General features: G+C 67.3%; 23 protein-coding genes. 12 read left to right on the forward strand and 11 right to left on the reverse strand.

Going from position 1 to position 18,735, the window contains the following annotated elements:
- Together D7Y15_RS46350 and D7Y15_RS46355 are read right to left on the reverse strand one after the other, a co-directional pair.
- Positions 1 to 390: transposase (locus D7Y15_RS46350; protein ID WP_255430331.1), on the reverse strand; the 390-nt coding region annotated here is incomplete at its 3' end.
- Positions 276 to 863 (reverse strand): transposase, encoded by a 588-nt coding sequence (locus D7Y15_RS46355; RefSeq protein ID WP_255430330.1) that lies wholly within the window; start codon positions 861 to 863, stop codon positions 276 to 278. The genes D7Y15_RS46350 and D7Y15_RS46355, both read right to left, overlap by 115 nt.
- A gap of 809 nt (positions 864 to 1,672) precedes the next feature.
- Here D7Y15_RS46355 and D7Y15_RS04920 point away from each other — a divergent pair.
- On the forward strand, positions 1,673 to 2,302 hold the full coding sequence (locus tag D7Y15_RS04920) for a hypothetical protein (RefSeq protein ID WP_233604826.1): 630 nt from the start codon (positions 1,673 to 1,675) through the stop codon (positions 2,300 to 2,302).
- 381 nt (positions 2,303 to 2,683) lie between these two features.
- Here the strand turns inward: D7Y15_RS04920 and D7Y15_RS04925 are convergent, their stop codons facing one another.
- Positions 2,684 to 3,964 (reverse strand): TcdA/TcdB catalytic glycosyltransferase domain-containing protein, encoded by a 1,281-nt coding sequence (locus D7Y15_RS04925; RefSeq protein ID WP_158629007.1) that lies wholly within the window; start codon positions 3,962 to 3,964, stop codon positions 2,684 to 2,686.
- A 152-nt stretch (positions 3,965 to 4,116) separates the two neighbouring features.
- On the opposite strand from D7Y15_RS04925, the gene D7Y15_RS04930 reads away from it, so the two are divergent.
- The 4 genes from D7Y15_RS04930 (at position 4,117) to D7Y15_RS45555 (ending at position 5,804) form a co-directional block, all read left to right on the forward strand.
- Positions 4,117 to 4,566, forward strand: coding sequence for a transposase (locus D7Y15_RS04930; RefSeq protein ID WP_233604827.1), 450 nt, complete (start codon positions 4,117 to 4,119; stop codon positions 4,564 to 4,566).
- Between the two features lie 4 nt (positions 4,567 to 4,570).
- The gene (locus D7Y15_RS44615; protein WP_158620536.1) at positions 4,571 to 4,717 is read left to right on the forward strand and encodes a hypothetical protein; all 147 of its coding nucleotides are present in this window, start codon (positions 4,571 to 4,573) and stop codon (positions 4,715 to 4,717) included.
- 595 nt (positions 4,718 to 5,312) lie between these two features.
- Complete coding sequence (locus D7Y15_RS04935; protein ID WP_233604828.1) at positions 5,313 to 5,648, forward strand: NlpC/P60 family protein; 336 nt, start codon at positions 5,313 to 5,315, stop codon at positions 5,646 to 5,648.
- 18 nt (positions 5,649 to 5,666) lie between these two features.
- A complete protein-coding gene (locus D7Y15_RS45555; protein ID WP_233604829.1) occupies positions 5,667 to 5,804 on the forward strand; it encodes a hypothetical protein in 138 nt (45 codons plus the stop codon).
- Between the two features lie 751 nt (positions 5,805 to 6,555).
- Here D7Y15_RS45555 and D7Y15_RS04940 read toward each other — a convergent pair.
- Positions 6,556 to 6,750: a hypothetical protein gene (locus D7Y15_RS04940; protein ID WP_120593324.1), complete on the reverse strand. Its 195-nt coding sequence runs from the start codon at positions 6,748 to 6,750 to the stop codon at positions 6,556 to 6,558.
- Positions 6,751 to 6,989: 239 nt separating this feature from the next.
- On the opposite strand from D7Y15_RS04940, the gene D7Y15_RS04945 reads away from it, so the two are divergent.
- Positions 6,990 to 7,637 (forward strand): hypothetical protein, encoded by a 648-nt coding sequence (locus tag D7Y15_RS04945; RefSeq protein ID WP_120593323.1) that lies wholly within the window; start codon positions 6,990 to 6,992, stop codon positions 7,635 to 7,637.
- Positions 7,638 to 7,967: a hypothetical protein gene (locus D7Y15_RS04950; protein ID WP_233597302.1), complete on the forward strand. Its 330-nt coding sequence runs from the start codon at positions 7,638 to 7,640 to the stop codon at positions 7,965 to 7,967.
- Here D7Y15_RS04950 and D7Y15_RS04955 read toward each other — a convergent pair.
- From D7Y15_RS04955 to D7Y15_RS04965, 3 genes are all read right to left on the reverse strand, one after another.
- Positions 7,925 to 8,293 carry a DUSAM domain-containing protein gene (locus D7Y15_RS04955; protein ID WP_120579501.1) on the reverse strand — a complete coding sequence of 123 codons (369 nt, stop codon included), beginning with the start codon at positions 8,291 to 8,293 and terminating at the stop codon, positions 7,925 to 7,927. The genes D7Y15_RS04950 and D7Y15_RS04955 overlap by 43 nt on opposite strands.
- Positions 8,294 to 8,297: 4 nt before the next feature.
- A complete protein-coding gene (locus D7Y15_RS04960) occupies positions 8,298 to 8,720 on the reverse strand; it encodes a hypothetical protein (protein WP_233597301.1) in 423 nt (140 codons plus the stop codon).
- Between the two features lie 704 nt (positions 8,721 to 9,424).
- Positions 9,425 to 10,627, reverse strand: coding sequence for a hypothetical protein (locus D7Y15_RS04965; protein ID WP_121751839.1), 1,203 nt, complete (start codon positions 10,625 to 10,627; stop codon positions 9,425 to 9,427).
- A 407-nt stretch (positions 10,628 to 11,034) separates the two neighbouring features.
- Between D7Y15_RS04965 and D7Y15_RS04970 the strand changes: the two genes are divergently transcribed.
- On the forward strand, positions 11,035 to 12,675 hold the full coding sequence (locus D7Y15_RS04970) for a hypothetical protein (protein WP_148712688.1): 1,641 nt from the start codon (positions 11,035 to 11,037) through the stop codon (positions 12,673 to 12,675).
- A gap of 28 nt (positions 12,676 to 12,703) precedes the next feature.
- On the opposite strand, the gene D7Y15_RS45560 is transcribed toward D7Y15_RS04970, so the two are convergent.
- On the reverse strand, positions 12,704 to 12,892 hold the full coding sequence (locus D7Y15_RS45560; RefSeq protein WP_255430332.1) for a DUF1615 family protein: 189 nt from the start codon (positions 12,890 to 12,892) through the stop codon (positions 12,704 to 12,706).
- Between the two features lie 308 nt (positions 12,893 to 13,200).
- On the opposite strand from D7Y15_RS45560, the gene D7Y15_RS04980 reads away from it, so the two are divergent.
- On the forward strand, positions 13,201 to 13,572 hold the full coding sequence (locus D7Y15_RS04980) for a hypothetical protein (protein ID WP_121751841.1): 372 nt from the start codon (positions 13,201 to 13,203) through the stop codon (positions 13,570 to 13,572).
- A gap of 327 nt (positions 13,573 to 13,899) precedes the next feature.
- On the opposite strand, the gene D7Y15_RS04985 is transcribed toward D7Y15_RS04980, so the two are convergent.
- A complete protein-coding gene (locus tag D7Y15_RS04985; protein ID WP_148712689.1) occupies positions 13,900 to 14,097 on the reverse strand; it encodes a hypothetical protein in 198 nt (65 codons plus the stop codon).
- A gap of 164 nt (positions 14,098 to 14,261) precedes the next feature.
- Positions 14,262 to 14,795, reverse strand: coding sequence for a hypothetical protein (locus D7Y15_RS04990; RefSeq protein ID WP_121751843.1), 534 nt, complete (start codon positions 14,793 to 14,795; stop codon positions 14,262 to 14,264).
- Between the two features lie 140 nt (positions 14,796 to 14,935).
- On the opposite strand from D7Y15_RS04990, the gene D7Y15_RS04995 reads away from it, so the two are divergent.
- On the forward strand, positions 14,936 to 15,700 hold the full coding sequence (locus D7Y15_RS04995; RefSeq protein WP_121751844.1) for a hypothetical protein: 765 nt from the start codon (positions 14,936 to 14,938) through the stop codon (positions 15,698 to 15,700).
- 438 nt (positions 15,701 to 16,138) lie between these two features.
- Positions 16,139 to 16,768: a hypothetical protein gene (locus tag D7Y15_RS05000; RefSeq protein WP_233604831.1), complete on the forward strand. Its 630-nt coding sequence runs from the start codon at positions 16,139 to 16,141 to the stop codon at positions 16,766 to 16,768.
- A 23-nt stretch (positions 16,769 to 16,791) separates the two neighbouring features.
- On the opposite strand, the gene D7Y15_RS05005 is transcribed toward D7Y15_RS05000, so the two are convergent.
- Positions 16,792 to 17,637, reverse strand: coding sequence for a dienelactone hydrolase family protein (locus D7Y15_RS05005; RefSeq protein ID WP_121751846.1), 846 nt, complete (start codon positions 17,635 to 17,637; stop codon positions 16,792 to 16,794).
- 75 nt (positions 17,638 to 17,712) lie between these two features.
- On the opposite strand from D7Y15_RS05005, the gene D7Y15_RS05010 reads away from it, so the two are divergent.
- On the forward strand, positions 17,713 to 18,729 hold the full coding sequence (locus D7Y15_RS05010) for a GlxA family transcriptional regulator (RefSeq protein WP_121751847.1): 1,017 nt from the start codon (positions 17,713 to 17,715) through the stop codon (positions 18,727 to 18,729).
- The last annotated feature ends 6 nt before the right edge of the window (positions 18,730 to 18,735 follow it).

The raw sequence follows: 18,735 nt of genomic DNA on the forward strand, positions 1-18,735 counted from the left end.
GAACGTCCTTTTCAGCAGCCCGGCCTGGTCCAAACGGGATGTGCGCTCCTTCCTCGGCTCCTCCACCGTCGCGGCAAAGGCGAGGCTCTCCTCCTCCAGCCCCGGCTCCGCCCCTGCTTGAGGGAGCAGGAATGGCCGCACTTTCGCGCCTGGGGCAAAGATGCCGTGGAACCTCGTCAGGTTTGCCCTCGGCGAAGGCACCAGGCTGGCCAGCCGGCGGAGCAGCGTAAGCCCGGTGAAGAGCAGGTGCGTGGTTCCGTCCGGCAGCGGGCGCTTCATGCGATAGGCGATGCGGCCATCCTCCGCTCGTGACAACCGCTCCAGTGCCAGCGCACCGCGTGCCCCGTAGCGGCATAGCCGCTCCAGTCCTTGCCTGTCGTTCGCATGCAGGTGCGTTTGGCGTGCAGGGAGAAGCCCTCCAGGAAGGCGCACCGGGGCTGTTTTCTGGGAGGGAGCCGCACGTCCACCTCCGTCCAGCGCAGCCGCTGCAGCAGGGAGTGCGCCTGGTATGTCTGCAGCGCGTCCTCGGGCCCTTGCGCGGGCAGGGCCCCTCTTTTCTCCAGCAGGCGTAGCACCCGGTGACGCGCCACCCGCAGCAGTCGCTCCACCTCTGCTTGCGTGGGCGGAGGCAACGGCTCGAAGCGCACGCCGCCCTCCCGCGGCACGAAGACGCCGTCCGGCACCAGCGAGTGGAAATGAGGAGTCACCTGCGAGGCGGAGCCGAAGAACTGGATGAACGACACGGCCCGACCTGCCCACCACGTAGGCCATGCCGTCGTGCCCTTCCGGCGCTGCAGGGCGAACACCGCGCGCAGGAAGAGGGTGAGGACGTCCGAGAGTAGCCCCACGTCCTTGAGCAGCACCCACCGCACCCGATGCGGAAAGGACAGCGTCCACTGCCGGTAGGGAGCCCGTCACCCGCGGCTACACCCGGGCCATGGATGAGGCCGGTGCGGAGGCGGGGCTCGCGAGGATCGAGGCCGCTCCTGTCTGATCAGAGCTGCCCCTACTCCATCGCATGACCCACCAGATCATGGTGGGAATCCAACTCCACTCGAAGTGGGGGATTCTCCGATGAAAACCAGTGAGGAGTCCTTGCTCCGCCTGGGCTGGCCTCTTGCTTTGCGGCTGGAGCATGGTGGGCGGTGTGGCCGCGGAGGCTCCCGTGCATGGCATTACGGGTTCAACGAGCCCTGCGCGCGAATGGCCTCTCACCTCTGGTCTTGGGAGCCTTCATGGCCAGGGGCCTTGGGCGGGCCCGGTTCCGGCACCTGCTCTGGACTTCTCCAGTCCTGTTGCAATTCGCTTCCTGGTGAAGGTGCAAATCCTGGCGATAGCGTTCACAAGGCAAACACTTGTTGCTCCATTGGTTTGCTTTGCTCTACCTTTCAAGGCGTCGCCACCGGCCCGGGCGACGTCAGTTCCTGGGAGTGCGAATCATTGTCCGCCCCCAGCGGCTGTCAGCGGAATCGCCTTGTCCCCGGATACCCGGTCCGCTCGGCAGCACCCACCCTTGAATGGAGATGAATCCGTGCGCGTTGTCTCGTTTCTCGCAATATTTCCTCGTTGGCTCGCTCTGGGGCTGAGTCTCTTTGGTGCTCAGGCCCTCGCGGGCTACGCGCCCATCCCGGACGGTTACGTTCTCCTCAGCACGGACACGACAAACCGATACGTGGTGGCGGGTGGCGCGCGGTTCTTCATCCCTCCCGCGCAGTGGAGCAATTATTCCTCCGCCAGCACGGTGGTGCTGTCCCAGGCCACCATCGATTCCTATGCGGAGATTCCCCAGGAGGGCACGCTGCTCCGCCAGATTGGCTTCTCTGCGATTTATGTCGTGGTGGGAGAGATGTTCTGGTGGATTCCGAGTCCCACGGAGTTGGACTACTGGGATGACTGGAGGACCGTCAACAACATCCCGAACGCCGGCTGGAGTGATACGTTCTTCAACTACTCCTACAAGGTCCTGGTCCAGGAGCGCACGGGGAGCCAAGTCTATCTCTGGATCGCGGGCGCCAAGTACCCCATCACCAATGCGTCGGACCTCGCCTACTACGGGGGCGCGTCCAGCGTGAAGATCGTCCCCTTGGGAACGCTTGCCAACAACACGCACGAGCCCTGGTGCGGCGCTCTCTTGCGCGAGCGCTCGAGCAGCACCGTGTATAGTCTGGGGTATATCAACTCCTCTCTCCCCGGTATGTATCGGTCGCCCGTGGCCGCCACCGCGCACGGTGAGGTTCCGGATGGCGCGCTGAGCTCCATCCCGGTGTTCACCCCCGGCGGATTCCTCAGCTGCATCTGGTAGCGACAAGCTCCCAGCGGGGGGCGGTCACCGACAGGAAGCTGGATGCGCCCGGGGCAGGCTTCCCCGGGCGCATCCCTGGAATGTTTCCTGCTTCGACCGCGAGAGGCTCAGCGCCTGGGACTCCATCTCCGGATCCGCGGTGAAGAACAGCGTACGGGTGGCTGGTTCATGAGGCCGTTGCCGAACGCGAGCGCCCAGAGGCCGTGATAGGGGGTAACTGCCCGAGGGGTCGATTCCCTCCGCCTCCACAGTGAAGGAGCCTGGCAATCCAGTACGGGTTGTCAGGCTTTTTCTTTGGGCCGAGCTCGGGGGCTGTCGGACGAGTTGGCCTCGCGCATGGCGCTGGACCCGGGGTTTCGCCACTTTTGCGCAGAGGGCTCCCTACGGGAACCACATGGCCCTGGGGGATAGCCACGAGAGTTCATTGCCGTAATGCATGCCTTCCACGGCGAACTGATAATTTCTTTCCCAGGTGATCATTGGCGCGCCGAGGACCATTGTGACGGCCTCATTGAGGACGTCGGGACCTGTCCTGAACATCGTGAAATTCTTCGCCGTGAGAAACACCGGCATCTCCTCCGTCCACTTGTCGTGGTTTTCGCGCATCGTCTGGGTGATGAGCTGGAGGTCCTTGTCGGAGAGGTACAACGACAGGTAGTTCGCCATCGCCTCCACGTACGCATGGATGACCTTGGCCAGCTTGGGAGAATTCGGACGGGCGGCCATGCCCGCGTTGACGGGATGCCCGTTCTGCCACCGCAGAAGCGCGAAGCCGTGCTCGTTCAGCGGGAAGGAGATGTTCCTCTTCTTCCAATCCCGGGCCATGGGCATGTCCATGTCCAGGTAGAGGCCCCCGTACAGGTAGACAACCACCAGGCGCAGCACATCCGAAGCAGCCGCGGACGCGACAAAGCACTCGGCGCCCTCCATGCGGGGCCTGAGCCCGATTTCCTTCTCATAGGCATCGGTCCACATCGCCTGACAGGCCGCGGCCAGCGCCACGCTGGCATCGAACACCTTGCATCGGGACTTGCCGAAGAACTGCGAGTTGATGGCGTCCCAGCCGCGAACACGTGAGTCCGCCCAGACATACACCTGGAGGCCGGGGTCGAATGCGCTGATCCAGGTGTCCAGGGCCTTCATCCGGGCCTCGGGCAGCGCGCTCCCGAACCAGATGATGTGAAGCCGCGGCTGCTCGTCGCAGGTCAGCCGGCAGAGCGCCTGGGAGAAGGCCTCGCGTGAGACCTCGTTCTCGCGCATGGCCTGGAGGGTGGGGTGCGGGACCACGTCCTGGGCGTTGACCCAGACATGCTGGTTCGTGGTGCCACCCACGCGCACCTTCAGCGTAGGCGCATCCGACGGGCTGGCGAGCTGGCCGAAGAGCTTTCCACGCCCCTTCACTTCCACATGCATTGCATCCCTGAGAGGAAGGTTCGCGGGCTTCGTGAGCTCCCGGGCCGAGATCATCTCGACGGGCGGCAGGCTGGTGGACGTGGAGGACACCTGCCTCGGGGCGGTGCTCTTCTTTTCGACGACCCCTGAGGGCGTGGGTTTCTTCTTGAGGTAGGGCGTCTTGGGGGCTTCGAACTTGGGCGCGGTCGGAGCCTTCAGCGCTTTGCGGCAGGTGGCGCACAGACCATCATCTGTATCCTGCTGTTGCATGAATAACGGACACGGCCTGGGCGGTTCGTTGTATCGCTTGTTGAAGCACTTGCCCCTGATGCCCATGTTCACACCCCCGGCGTTTTCCTAGGCGGAGGGGGAGTATAGCGAAAGCTGTCCGTAGCGCTCCAGCCGACCTTCCGGTGCCCGCGGTGGTGCTGGTGCGCCAGAAGGGAATGAAGGAGCCGTGGTGTCTGGCCACCAGCCTGGGGGCTGTCAGCGCACGCCAGGTGGTGGACCTCTATGCCCGACGCTTCTCGTGCGAGGAGACATTCCGGGACGTCAAGGACTTGAGATTCGGGATGGGACTGTCCTCGGTGCGTGTGAAGAGTCCCGAGCGCAGAGACAGGCTGCTGCTGGTGAGTGCCTTGGCCCAGGTGCTGCTGACGCTGCTGGGCGCCGCTGGGGAGAGTCTGGGGATGGAAAAGGGCTTGAAGGCCAACACAGCCAAGACGCGCACCTACTCGCTCTTCCGGCAGGGCTGCATGTATTACCAAGCCATTCTCATGGTGAAGGAGGAACGATTGCGGCCTCTCGTCGAGCGCTTCGCCGAACTCCTCCATTGTCACCCTGTCTTCAAAGAAGCGCTTGGCTTCATATGAGGGGATGGCTCAGGACTGGATGGGCGCCGCGCGGCCGCAGCTGCACCAGGCGGTGAACCACGTCACGCTGCTGATGGGGGAGCGCACCTCTCGGCAGATGCAGCACGCCGCCAACGTGGTGGCCAAGGACGCAAGCCCTGGCCACCCCTGAGCCTCATCCCTTGCCGTGGCAGATCAAAAGGCCCAGGCTTGGCGTTGTACGTGTACGTGCCCGATTCTCCACACTCATCACGGGCGAAGGCAAAGCATGCCGCGATGCTGCCGGCGTAGGCGGATGTTCGATAGCCCGCGCGAGGGCCGACGTCACACCAGACGTGGCAGATGTTGTCGGGTGGGAGGCCTGCCGCGAGAAGCTTTGCGCTCTCGTCCTGGCGGGAGGGGGCAGCTCCCGCCAGCTCGCACTTCGCCTCGCATGCTTCGAATGCGGCAAAACATTCGTTTATGCCGCCCCCTTTTCGATAACAAATCCTCAGCTTTTCGCTGCACGCATCGTAGCAGTCGGCGGACGCTGATTGAGCTGAAGCACTATCCGCTCGCCCATCGCTGGCTTCTGCCGTTCCCTCTGCTTCAGGGCCGCCGCAGCCGAGTATCAGCCCCACAGTCATCAGCCCGGCAATGATTGCCACTCGCATCCGTTTCTCCTGGTTTGAGGGTTGGTGCTGCCTCGCCAGGATGGCGCTGCCATTCGCGGTGAGCCAATGGGCACCCCTTCTCCGGGGAACACGTCGCAGTCCCCGGAGTCCACCGTGCCCATCATCACCTCGCAGCGCGCCGCCTTCCTCGCCCTCGTCCTCGCCCAGATGCATTCGCCCTACCGGTGGGGCGCAAAGGGGCAGCGCGTGCCAGCGGATGGCCCGCGCTTCTTCGACTGCTCCGGACTCGTGACGTGGGCGCTCAACCAGGTGGGCGGCCCGGACTGGCGGGCCACGCACAACACGGACCGCCTCTGGGACATCTGCGCGCCCGTGGCGACGGAGGCGGAGCTGCTGCCAGGCGACCTCGTGCTGTACGGGCGCGCGGGCCACACGACGCTTCAGGGGCGCCCGGTGACGCGTGACGACCCGAACCACGTCATGGTGTAAGTCGGAGCGGGCGTGGTGATGGGAGCCTCCGGAGGCGGGAGCACGACGCTCACCCTGGCGGCTGCGGCTGCGGCTGGGGCGCGCGTGAAGACGCACCCGCGCATCGCCTACCGGAGCGACGTCCTGGGCTTCCGCCGGCTGCCCTTCACCTCCTGATGGGCTCGCCACCTCGATGCCACCTGTGCGGCAGGCGCCTGGGCCAGTGCGACCACCCGCGCTGGCTGCCACGCCGCTGAGCCGCCCCTTCCTGCTAGTGCCGTGCAGTCCACCCGCACGCAACAACGCGCAGCATGAGCGCTTACTGCAATCAGGGCAGTGTGAAGCCTTGGGGAACGCAATATGGGCTCAGGGCGGGCTGATAGAACCAACAGCTCGTGCCTGGAGGACAATCCCCCCCATATACCCACGCCCCCTGGGCGTTACAGACCAGCCACCCACCACTGCCTGGTGCGCATGCGTATGAGATGGGCGTGCAGGCCCCCCCTACTACTTGGCCGGACGAGGCGCTTTCCTTCTGGCCGGCCTCCGTTGGCGCTCCGTAATTTGGGGTCGACGGCTGAAATGCAAGGATACCTAGGACAGCCAGCAGGATTGGGGCTGTTCGCATGATCCGCTCCTTCATTTGCTTGGCCATTCAGCGGGGGCGAAGCGCCGTCGGCTGATGGCCATGTTGGCATATCGCAAGTGACCTCAGGCGGAGGCAGGACCGAAGCCACCAAGAGGCGAGCCCCCCGCGAGGCGCCCCTTCTTCGTGGTGCAGCTCATCCGCCGCACCAGGAAAAGCGCCCATGTCCACGCCCACCCCCGCGCCGTACACGCCTCCGCCCGAGCTCATCGCCAGTGCCGAGAAGGCACTGGCCCAGGCCAGCCCCAGCAAGCTCGCCCTCGCCCTGATGCTGTACCACTGCTACGGCAGCGTCACCGGAGGACGCTCCGCGGTGACGGGCGCCGAGCTGCGCCCGTTCGAGAAGTGCTCCACACTGGTGCGCGCCGGCTGGCTCGCGGTCGCCGAGACCATCAACACGCCGGTCGCGTCCGTGTCCACGGTGCTGCCGGGACCGGTCGGGGCTCCGGTGGTGCCGCCCGGCCAGAAGCCCTCCATCGACCGCGCCGTCCACTACCAGCACGGCGTCCTGGTCTGCGCGGCGGACATCACCGCCGTCAACAGCGACGGCTCAGTGTCCCTGCTCGTGAAGCCGCCCAACGCGCTGCCCTTCCCGGTGAGCATGGCCGCCAGGCGGCCACCGAGGCCCCAATGGACGGCTGCTGGAACTGGATGCCGCGCGTCTGAGCCGCCCCTTCTTCCTGGTGCTATCCACCCCCCTCAACGGGAGCAACACCATGAAGAAGCGTCTCACCCTGGCCGCGGGTGTCACCGACCACGCCCTGAAGCGGCTTCGGCGGGCGAAGAAGGCGGCGCGGAAGGAGGGCGTGCCGGTGTCCACCGCGCTGCGCGCCCAGGGGCTGGACGAGGCCTCCATCCTGACGCTGGGGGAGGGCTCCATCTCCACCGTCTCCCTGGACCAGCTGCTGGCCGGCGAGGAAGGCCGGGACTCCGCGGCGAACATGGAGACGCGCCTCGGGCTGGTGGACACGACGGCCGCGCGTCACCGACTGGTGGCCGAGCGCGAGGCGGCCCTCACCGAGCTGTACCAGATGCCTCGCCTGCAGCGCGTGGTGGCCCAGAAGCTGGCGGGCTACGAGCGGGGCCCGGGCGCTGAGCCCGCGGCGCGGACTGTGGCCCAGGAGCTGCGCCTGTCGGAGGACGAGGTGCTGCGGCTCCACCGACAGGCGCTGAAGCGGATGCGCGAGGCACTCGACGCCAAGGGGCTCGGGCCGGAGCTGCCCGCGCGCGTCTCCGGGAAACTGCGCCAGCGCCGCGCGGCCGCGCCTCGGGATGTGCGGCCGCGCCCGGTGGGGCAGGGCGCTCAGATGGGGCTCGCGCTCCCCGCAGTGGAGTCCCGCCGCCCGTCGGCGTGGGGCGCGTAGGTGCCCACCATCATCGCGGCGAAGGCGGGCACGTGCACGGCGGCCGGGTGCAGCGGGCGCATCCTCAAGGGCGAGTACGTGGAGTACTCCGCCGCCACCGGCACGCGGCACCTGGTGTGCGCGAGCGCCGAGCAGGGCAGGCGCCCCAACCTCCGCGCTGGGCTCTGCCGGTTGCGGCGCCCAGGTGGCCCCTCGCGAGGGTTCGCTCGTGCTGAAGGAGACGACTCGCGGGACCAGCTTCCAGAAGAAGTGGCTGGTGCTGTGCCCGCGGTGCGCGTGAGCGCCGGTCAGTCCAGGTCCTCCAACTCCAGCTCCGCCTGCTGCCGGTAGAGAGGCACCACCTCCACGGCGAGCAGGTCCTCCAGCAGCTTCCGGGCCCCGGCTTTATCGCCCGCCTTCGCGAGGTCCCCAGCCAGCATCCTCGTGCGCGCCAAGCGCATGGAGCCCTCGCGGATCCGCGAGCGAGCCTCGCGCAGAAGCGCGGTCGCAGTAGCCGCGTCTTGGACGGCGGCCTGTGCATCCGGCTCAGGGATGGCCACCTCGCGCGCAGTACGCAGCAGCAACTCCCGCACGTCTGGAGTGAGCGCCAGTGCTTCGCCGGCCTCGATGCGCGCAGCGAGCGCACGCACCTCGTCCCAGTTGATGTCCTGGCTCATGCCGCTACCGGCCCTTCCGTTGCCGGAAGCATCGGTCGTGCGGCCATTCCCCCTGCTGGCCCTCACAGAGGCGGAAGCAGTCGTAGCAAGAGCCTATCCAGTCCTGATTCTGGCACTTCTCGTACTCGTTCATGCAGTAGCGCTTCCACTCCGGCAGGTCCTCGCGGGCCAGCTCCTTGGCGACCCTGGCGCCGAAGAGGATTTCCTCTGCCTCGAAGTCCGTGGCCCCGCAGCGCGTGGGGTTGCCCGGGTGCGTCTTTACGCAGCAGCTCACCGTGGAGTCCTGGGGGCCGCACTGCGCCTGGGCCAGGTACACCGCAGTGGCGCTGGGCTCGGTGTCGCTCGCCCGCGCATGGGCACCGCCACCACAGCCCGCCCCCACCAGCGCGAGCGCCGCCACGAGCATGCCCAAGAATCGGGTGTTCAAACTGCGCATGCATAGCTGTTTAGTTTCGTTTTTCTTGTGCTTCAATCCTTCTCAGGAGGGAGCCGGAGCCGCGCATGAAGGCCGGCCCCGGAGCACGCCGCCTCTACGCGATGAGCGCGGGCAGCCCGTCGGCCGGCAGCACCTTCTCGCGGTAGGCAGCGACCTCGGATGCGCCAGGGGAGACGGGCGTAACGTTGTTACGCTGCTTGGCGTCGTTCAGCGCTCTGGCGCCGCTGCTCTCACCTTCAACGACAACGCGCCCCGATTGGTGCTCTCCACCGCCAGCGTGGCGCCCGGCGCCGCTCCCGCGGCGTCTTCGTCTTGTCGTGGGTGGACACGGCGCGGACATCGCACGCGCGGGCACGAGCGCCGAGGGTGTCGGTTCTACCGACCTCCCTGTCTGATGGCTTCCGTCGCGCCTGCCGCCCAGAAGATGGGGTCGCGGAAGCGAAGGGCCAGGAGCGCTAGAGGCACCACTCCTGGCTCTTCGAGGCCATCCCCGAGCCGGCAAACTCGGGTGCAACCAGCCCTCTCGCAAACTACCTCCGACCGCAACGCCAGGCGAGGGCCTACCGGGTGATGTCATGGATGCCCCCAGCGACAACGTGGCAGCTCGGGCGCCGCGCGATCACCGTGCAGGTCCGGCAGAACTCCTGAAACAACAGAGCTCCCTCCCCAGGGCTTGGAGGGGCGGGGAGGGGACCTCAGTGGATGCGCGCCGGCGTCTCCTGTTCCCGCGCCGCCGGGGATGCGCGTGGCACGGCGGCCGGGGCCTTGGGCGCATGGGCCACGCCCTCCTCGCGGTAGCGCCGCACCAGCGTTTCCAGGTGCCCTCTGTCAAGGGAGGTGTGGAGGGCCTGCGCGGCCTTTTGAAGCAGGGCCCGCTCGGGTTCGGTCACGGCGAGGTCCGCGGCGGCGAGCGCGTTCAAGGACTCCTGGAGGACTTCACGCGCGCTGGCCGGTGCCGAGCGCAGGCGTTGGAGCCACTCGGACTCATCGTCCACGAAGCGCACCAGCGCCTCCCGGCGCCGCGCCGGGGTGAGCCGGGAGAGCTCGTGGGTGAGCACGGCGGACTCCTCCTCGCGGAGGCGGCCGTCGGAGACGAAGAGGAACCACGCGCTCTCCAGCAGCAGGCTCTCGTTCCGCGGCGCCACCTCGCGCAGGGCCGCGTCGGCGTCCTCCAGCGCGTGGCGCAGCCGCACGTAGCGCAGCATGGAGTCGCCCAGCCGCCGGGTGCGCCGCCAGTTGTCCACGGAGGACGTCACCACGTTCAGGAAGGGCACGATGTTGCGCGCCACGCTGTCACCCAGCAGCTTCGCCCCCAGGTCCTCGCCCAGGTCGGTCGCCTTCGCTTGCGACAGGTGCTCCACGCGCTCCAGGCCGAGCGGGTCCTCTTCCTCGTCGTGCCCCCCGCCACGGAGGAGGGCGTAGAGTCGCGAGAAATCCGCGGGGTCCTCCGGGTCGAAGCGGATGTGGAAGGCGCTGGCCAGGTCGCACGCCAGCCGCAGGTGGATGAGGGCCCGCACGATCATCTCCGCCGTGACGACAATCCCCGATGCGGGAAGGGCCACCATCAACCCGACGACGCCCGCGTCCGCCGAGGCCGCGGTGATGCCGGTGGTGACCGAGCCACTCCCCGCGCCGGTGAGGAAGGCCGCCTCGCAGGCCTGCCGGATGAGGGTTTCGGTGGTGTCAGCGCCCGTCCCCTTCGCCGCGGCGACCGCGTGCAGCCGGTGCGTGTCGTAGTGCCGCAGATAGATGGACAGCAGCTGGGTGAACCAGCGCCCCGTGCGCAGGTCCCTGGGGGACAGCTCCTGCAGCAGCGCCCTCGTCAGCTGCCAGGAACGCAGCAGGACCGCCGCGCCTTCCTCTCGCTCCCGTGGGACGACTTCCAGTGTCTCCGTCATGGTTCCTCCTCGCGGATTCGCAGCCGCGGAGTGGGAGACCATGCATTCACGTGTGGCATGGCCTCGCGGAACGATGGACACGCGGAGCATGGGAAGGACAGGAGCCCTCTTGGGCGTAGCGGGCGGGAGCAGGGCGGGAGGTGGGGGAGGCTGACGGTCAGCCCATGAGCCGCACTCCGGGCCGGCGCAGAGGCCATACAGCTCCAGCAGACACACGCCAGATTGGCTCCTCTCCGCGTTCACCGTCCACCGCGGCGCGGTCCATCCGGACGCGGTCAGCGCGCAGGGAGCTGCTGGAAAATCCCGGGAAATTCAATGAGCCAGGGAAAAACGCCCACTGCGTATAGAGGGGCCGGGTCTGGGCTGAGGCCCGGCCGTCAATCCATTTCATGCCTCCCGGGACCGTCATGTCATTGCGCCGTCTGTCGTTGTTGCTCGTTCCCTCTTGCGCGGCCTGGCTGGGCTGCGCGGAAGCAGGGCCTCCCTCGGATGAGGTGAAGGGGCCGGACGTCGTGTGGAGCGACCCCCGCGAAGGCACCGCGACGGTCAGCGACGGGGACCTGCTGCCGGGCTGTGGCGAACCCGACGCGGGGCCGGTGGAGCCGGACGCGGGCGTACCCGACACCTCCGTGCTGGTGACGGCCGACTCCCGCTTCCATGCGAGCACCGGCGTGACGGTGGTTCCCCAGGACCTGTCCACCCGCGACCTGGAGCTCCTCGTGCCCGACCCGAGCGGGGTGGGCTTCGACCGGCGCTCGGGCACGCCCGTGCCGGGCGGCATGCGCTTCGAGAACATCCCGGATGGGGAGTTCTTCGTCCGCTCCAACCACCTCTACTACCTGACCCGGGAGCGGCGCTTCGACCTGGGCGTCAACCGCGTGGGGCGTCCGGACGCCGTCTATTCGCCGGTCACCTACACGCCCGTGACGGCGGACCTGTCCCAGATGGATCCCTGGCAGGACTACGAGTCCATCAGCTCGCCGGGCACGGTCTTCCAGGTGGTCAGCGGCGACGTGGACCTGGCCGCGTCGCTCGACTTCACGGCGTGGCCCTCGGCCGGCACCACGTCTCATCAAGACCCGGACGCCTTCCTGACAGGCTTCACCGGCTACCCGCTGCCCGTCCTGGACCCGGCGAAGGGCGACCGGGTGTACGTCAACCAGCTCAATGCCGTGCCGTCCGGGACCCTGCCGAGCGGCGCGCCCATGGCCTACACCACGGTGACGAGCAGCCAGCACCTGCCGTCCTTCGCGTTCACGCCGGATGGCACCACGCCCCTGTCGCTGACGAGCAGCCTGCAGCCCACGCCCCGGAGCGAGTTCTCCATGGAGTGGCGCCTGTCCGAGTTCACCCGCTGGCGCGCGGACGTGAACCCGGACTCGACGCTCAGCCTGCCCATCTTCCAGGTGCTGCCCGTGCCGCACGGCCTGGAGGATGGCTGGGTGGGCTACCAGGGAGAGCTGCTCAACCTGACCCTGCCGCGCGGTGAGAACGGCGTCATCACGCGCCGGATGGCCTTCGGCAATCCCTATCCCGCCTCGTGGGGCGTGCTGGGGTACGCGACCTATACGTTCCGCGCGGGGGCCCCGGTCGTCGTGGGGGCCAGGGGGCACTACCCCACTGGCTCCATCACCGTCGTCGACCGGTTGGAGCACTTCATCGCGGGTCCCATCGTGCCGAAGATCTCACCACCGCGGGAGGTGCGCATCGACGGCCTGGATGCCTACGTGTCGCGGTCGGTGGGCACCACCCAGCCGGTGGTGAGCTGGCGGCAGCCGGTCCTGGGCACGCCCCAGGCCTACAGCGTGACGCTCACCAAGCTCACCGACAGCTCCGTCACGCCGCCCGCGAAGCGCTTCTACGTGCCCGGTGACAGGACGTACCTGCGCCTGCCTCCCAACGCGCTGGAGCCCGCCTCCACGTACTTCCTGCGTGTGACGGCGGATGGCTCGCCGGGCTTCGAGCCCTGGCGTGCGCCCTCCATCAGCATGGAGCGGCTGCCCGGCTCCAGCGCGTCCACGTTCAGCGCCGCGTTCACCACGCCGTAGCCCGCGGAGTCCCGGGCGGGCCCGCCCGCTACCGCGCCGTCTGGCGGTGGCGGGTGAGGCACTGCGGGTGGCGCACGTCCACGGACCCGGTGAGCTTGCTGACCTGGGCTTGCAGCGCGGCGTTGCGTGAGCTGTAGACATCGCTGTTGGAGTCCGCGAAGAGCATCCGCGCTCTGGGGCACCCCTCGCGCAGGGGCCAGGTGCGCACTCGCTTCACGTACGCCAACACCCGTCGCCTGCCTCCACACCTCCAGCACGAACGTCTTTTGGGTGGCAATGCAAGGCACACTCAGGGGCATGGGCGAACCACGTCGGAACGCCCGGTGTGGCAAGGGACTCATTCGCGTGAGAGCCCGCGACCTGGTTGTGGTTGCTGTTTCCGAGAAGCACTCGGACTTGAAATAGAGGTGAGGAGGAAATGCCGTCCCGCACGTTACTTCGAGCGGAAATGCAGAAACGCTTTCCGGAGCCCCACGCCCATCCTGGGCGCGGAGGCCTCAGCCAACGGCAAAAGGGGACAACACAATGAAGCGAGCGTCCATCGTTGTTTCGGCGGTGATGATGTCGGTCGGATTTGCCAGCACGGCCCTGGCGGCCCCCATCACCGTGAATGGCTACGTCTGCGCGGCGACGTACACCCGGCAACCCAACGTCACCTACGGCCAGGGCTACGTGGTCGTGCAGGTGAACACCGGGGCGAATTGCACAGGGAGCTTCGTCGGCAACTACTACTACCTGGGCTCGGGCGCCTCGTCCGCCGGCTACCAGTACAGCGAGGCCGAGCGCCTGGGCCTGTTCGAGCGCGCCACCCAGGCCGCCACCCAGGGCACGTCCGTCAGCCTGTACGTGGAAGGCGCGGGCATCGGCATCCTCAACACTACCTACCGCGGCAACTGACGGCGGACGGGCTATCGCGCTCCTCTGGCGAGTAGCCGCGCGGGGGACCGGCCTCGTTTCGGACCGGCAGAATGATGGGAAGGGGTCGCGGGAGGGCACGTCAGCCCCCTGTGTCAGGAAAGCTGTCGCCTCGGGGTTACGCGCCGAGCTGACGATGCCCTCCGCGCGCCTCGCTCACTCGCTTCGACGAGCTCATGACGCAGTGAGCGAATTCTGGGCAGGCACAGCGGCGTCGAAGCGGTGAAATCGCCCCTCGGCGCAACTCCAGCCATGCTGGATGCGCGCCCCCCCACGAACTGGAATGCGCGCATCAGGGACCCCGTCAATTCAGTACACCACCACCGAGGCGTAGATACTGGTGCCGTTCATGTAGGCCACCAGGGCGCCGCCGTTCGACGGGAGCGCCGCGACCGCTGGCGTGGCGCCTGGCCCCACGGTCGGGGCGTCGCTCTCCGAGAAGACATCTCCGCTGATCTTGTCCACGATGACGTCGAAGAATGCACTGCTCCGGTCTACGGCCGTCACGCTTGGAAGTCCCCACGCCATGGGCAAACCGGTCACGGCGGATTCAGCGGGATGTATGCACTTGCGAACGCACGCATGGGCACATCACCTCCGCGCTGATGACTGCTTGACCGACCCAAGGGGCTGTCTGCGGTTGCAGGAGCCAGTTGTCGGTTGTGTCCGCGTCACCGCGAGGGGTAGCTTTCCTGGTTCTGCCGCCGCTGCTGCTCCTGCTGGCGCTGCTGCTCCTCATACTTCGCATTGCTCTCCGCTTCGGCGGCCCGGCTCTTCTCCAGGGCCTCGGAGGCGTCACGCGCTACGATGGGCGCGAGCTCTTCCAGTCCCGCGACCAGGACCGGGAAGGGCACCGCTTCCGTGTCCACCAGGATGGACCATTCGTCCTTCACCGATGAGCGTTCCGCCTTGAACGAGAGTGCGTCATGCGACCACTGCTCGGGGAGCACCACCTTCGCGCTCCTGGGAACGAGGCCCTTCGCATCGCAAGACGTGATGAAGACGTCTCGCCGGTGCATCTGCCGGTGATGGGACCGGGTCCACTGGTTGTATTCGATGAGGCACGCATCGACCGTGCGCAGTTGGGCCTGCACCGAAGCGAGCGCCTTCCGGTTTCCGACGTCGGTCTTGCCCGCGCCGCTGCCGAGCAGCTTCACCGCTGCGAAGACGCCGCCACCCATCGCCAGCACCACGCAGCCAAGCATGAGGAGGATCCTGGCCCCACCCGACTTCGAAGCAGCTTTCTGACTCATGGCGCGACATCCTAGCAGTGCGCGCCTTCGCGGGGAGCAAGCCGTGGTAGGTGGCTTCGCTTCAGACCTTCCCTTCCGATACGGAGCGAGTCATGCGAAGCCTCATCCTCTGGACCTTGCTGTTGTTCTCCACGACAGCCCTTGCGGCGGAGACCCGGTTGGTCGTGAGGGCTCGCGCCCGGGACGGCAAGTTCATCGGGACATCCATGGGGGGCGTGCGCGTGGTGCTCCGGGATGGTCAGACCGGCCAGGTGCTGGCCAGCGGCGTCACCGCCGGCTCGACAGGCAACACCCAGACGCTGATGAAGCAGCCACAGGTGCGAGGCGCGCCGCTCGCGGATGAGGCCTCCGCGAAGTTCACGGCCACCCTGGACCTCGCCGAGCCGCGGTGGGTGACGGTGGAGGTGTCCGGGCCTCTTGCTCAGCGGCAGGCGCTCGCGACCAGCACGACCCAACTCTGGCTGCTGCCCGGCAAGCACATCGAGGGCGATGGCCTCATCCTGGAGCTGCCTGGCTTCGTGGTGGATGTGCTGACGCCATCCGCTCACGAGTTCGTCAAGCTCGCGAAAGACAAGAAGCTCACCCTGCCTCTTCGCGCCAACCTCATCCTCATGTGTGGCTGCCCGACGGAGCCCCAGGGGCTCTGGGATTCCACTCGGTATGAGTTGCAGGCCACGGTGAAGCACAATGGAAAGCCGCTCACCCAGCTCCCCCTGAAGTACGCAGGGAAGACCAGCACCTTCGAGGCAGAACTCTCCGTCCAGCAGCAGGGCGCATACGAAGTCACGGTGACTGCGTACGACCCCGTCACGGGCAACACCGGAGTGGACTCCACCACGTTCATCGTCGAGGGGTGATGAGTCAGGGGCCTTGGGCGGGCCCGGTTCCGGCACCTGCTCTGGACTTCTCCAATGCTGGTGCAATGCGCTTCCTGGTAGAGGTGCAAATCCTGGCGATAGCGTTCATCAGACAAGCAATCGTTGCTCCGTGGGTTTGCTTTGTTCTACCTTCAAGGCGTCGCCACCGGCCCGGGCGACGTCAGTTCCTGGGGAGTGCGAATCATTGTCCGCCCCCCAGTGGCTGTCAGCGGAGTCGCCTTGTCTCCGGATGCCCGGTCCGCTCGGCAGCACCCACCCTTGAATGGAGATGAATCCGTGCGCGTTGTCTCGTTTCTTGCAATGTTTCCTCGTTGGCTCGCTCTGGGACTGAGTCTCTTTGGTGCTCAGGCCCTCGCTGGCTACGCGCCCATCCCGGACGGTTACGTTCTCCTCAGCACGGACACGACAAACCGATACGTGGTGGCGGGTGGCGCGCGGTTCTTCATCCCTCCCGCGCAGTGGAGCAATTATTCCTCCGCCAGCACGGTGGTGCTGTCCCAGGCCACCATCGATTCCTATGCGGAGATTCCCCAGGAGGGCACGCTGCTCCGCCAGATTGGCTTCTCTGCGATTTATGTCGTGGTGGGAGAGATGTTCTGGTGGATTCCGAGTCCCACGGAGTTGGACTACTGGGATGACTGGAGGACCATCAACAACATCCCGAACGCCGGCTGGAGTGATACGTTCTTCAACTACTCCTACAAGGTCCTGGTCCAGGAGCGCACGGGGAGCCAAGTCTATCTCTGGATCGCGGGCGCCAAGTACCCCATCACCAATGCATCGGACCTCGCCTACTACGGGGGCGCGTCCAGCGTGAAGATCGTCCCCTTGGGAACGCTTGCCAACAACACGCACGAGCCCTGGTGCGGCGCTCTCTTGCGCGAGCGCTCGAGCAGCACCGTGTATAGTCTGGGGTATATCAACTCCTCTCTCCCCAGTATGTATCGGTCACCCGTGGCCGCCACCGCGCACGGTGAGGTTCCGGATGGCGCGCTGAGCTCCATTCCGGTGTTCACCCCCGGCGGATTCCTCAGCTGCATCTGGTAGCGACAAGCTTTTAAGGGGGGCGGTCATCGCCCCCCTGTTTCACGAAAGCGGCGAAGCCTCCGCGCGAAGAAGGACAGGATCTCATCTCGCGCCGCGAGGGTCGGCTCTCCGGCCGCGTCGATGAGGTGCGCGGTCACGACGCTGTGCGCACCGCCGACGATGCGCTCGAAGAAGGGTGGGGGCCTGGAGTTCGCGGCCGACGACGGCAGCACCCTGGGGTGGAAGCGGAGCCCAAGCGCTTCGGCGTAGGCGGCGAAGCGCTGGGCCGTGCAGAAGCGATCGCCGTCGAAGCGGTACGCGAGCACCGTCAGGTCTTCACGCTCGAGCCGCTCCTTCACGGCCGCGGCTTCTTCGGGGGCGATTTGAATCGCTCCCGGAGTGTCGAGCGGCAGCGAGGGCTGGCACAGGACGGGCGCCAGCACCGCGGGCTCGAGCATCAGGCTGAGCGCGAAGTTGCCGGTGAAGCACATTCCGATGGCGCCGACGCCGGGGCCTCCACATTCCTGGTGCGCGAGGCTCGCGAGCGCACGCAGCCACTGCGTCACAGGGCTTGACGCATTCGCCGCGAACGCGCGGAACGCCGCGCTCACGCAGGCCTTCTTCATCACGGCGAGCCCCGCCTCCGCCTGCGGATAGGCCCCATCCCTCCCGAACAACGACGGCATGTAGACCGTGAAGCCGGCATCCCGGACCCAACGTGCGAAGCGCGCGACGTGAGGGCTGATGCCAGGCATCTCGGCCATGACGATGACCGCGGGACCTCGACCGGCGACGTAGACGGTGCGCGGGGTCGCCTGAAGCGTGATGGCGCGCCGCTCGAAGTCATCCAGGGGATCGTCGGCGGTGGGCTCGGGGGCGGGAGGAGTCATGCCCGGACGATGCGGGAAACCCTCTCCGGTGAGCCAGTGGCGACGTTGACAGCTTTCGGTCTACCCTTGCCAGGAATGATTTGGCATGTCGTGCTGGATGGCGTGGCCGAGGGCCCGCTGGGTGTCGGCCTCGACGTGGTCAACACGGCCGCGCGCCTGCTGGAGTCAGGCCTTGTCCCAAGCGCTCCACGAGGAGCGAACCCACTGCGTCAACGCGTGGTGTCGCTGGATGGCCGCCCGGTCCGCTCCGGCACGGGACGCTCCGTCTGCGTGGACGGTGCGCTCAGCCTGCGAAGCGTGAAGGCGGGAGATGTGCTGCTGGTGCCCGGACTCTCCGCGGCCAGCGAGCGCGCCGTCGAACAGTTGCTCTCCCGCGCCGACACCGCACGCGGCATGGAGCTGCTCGCGCGAGCGGCGGCGAAGGGGGCGATGGTCGCTGCTTCGTGCTCGGCGACCTTCGTCCTGGCGGCGGCGGGGCTCCTCGGGGGACGGGACGCGACGACGACCTGGTGGCTGGTGCCCGCGTTCGTGCGCCGCTTCCCTCAGGTCACCGTCCGCGCGGACCGGATGGTCATTGAGAGTGATGGCGTCCTCACCGCGGGATCGGCCTTCGCGCACGCCGACTTGATGCTGGCCATCGTCGCGCGCGTCGCCAGCCCGTCACTGGCGCACCTGGTGGCTCGCTACCTCGTGCTCGACGAGCGCGTTTCGCAGGCCCGATACATGGTGATGGAGCATCTGCGCGTCTCGGACCCGGCGCTGCGCTCGGTCGAACGGTTCATCACCGCGAACCTCGGCCGGCAGTTGACGCTGGCGGAACTCGCACGCGCCGCCGCCACGTCACCGCGCACGCTCGCGCGGCGGGTCCAGGCTGGCCTGGGCATGACGCCGCTCGAGTTCGTTCAGCGGGTCCGCGTGGCGCATGCCTCCCACCTCCTGGAGACGACCCGGGACTCGGTCGATGACGTCGCCGCCCGGGTGGGCTACGCCGACGCGGCTGCCTTTCGACGCGTGTACCGGCGGTACGCCGGCGAGAGCCCCCGCGGCAGACGGCCGAGGGGCTCCCGTCAGGGATGCGTTCCGAGCCAGTGAATCCGG

Source organism: Corallococcus sp. AB030, assembly GCF_003668965.1.
Taxonomy (GTDB): Bacteria; Myxococcota; Myxococcia; order Myxococcales; family Myxococcaceae; genus Corallococcus; species Corallococcus exiguus.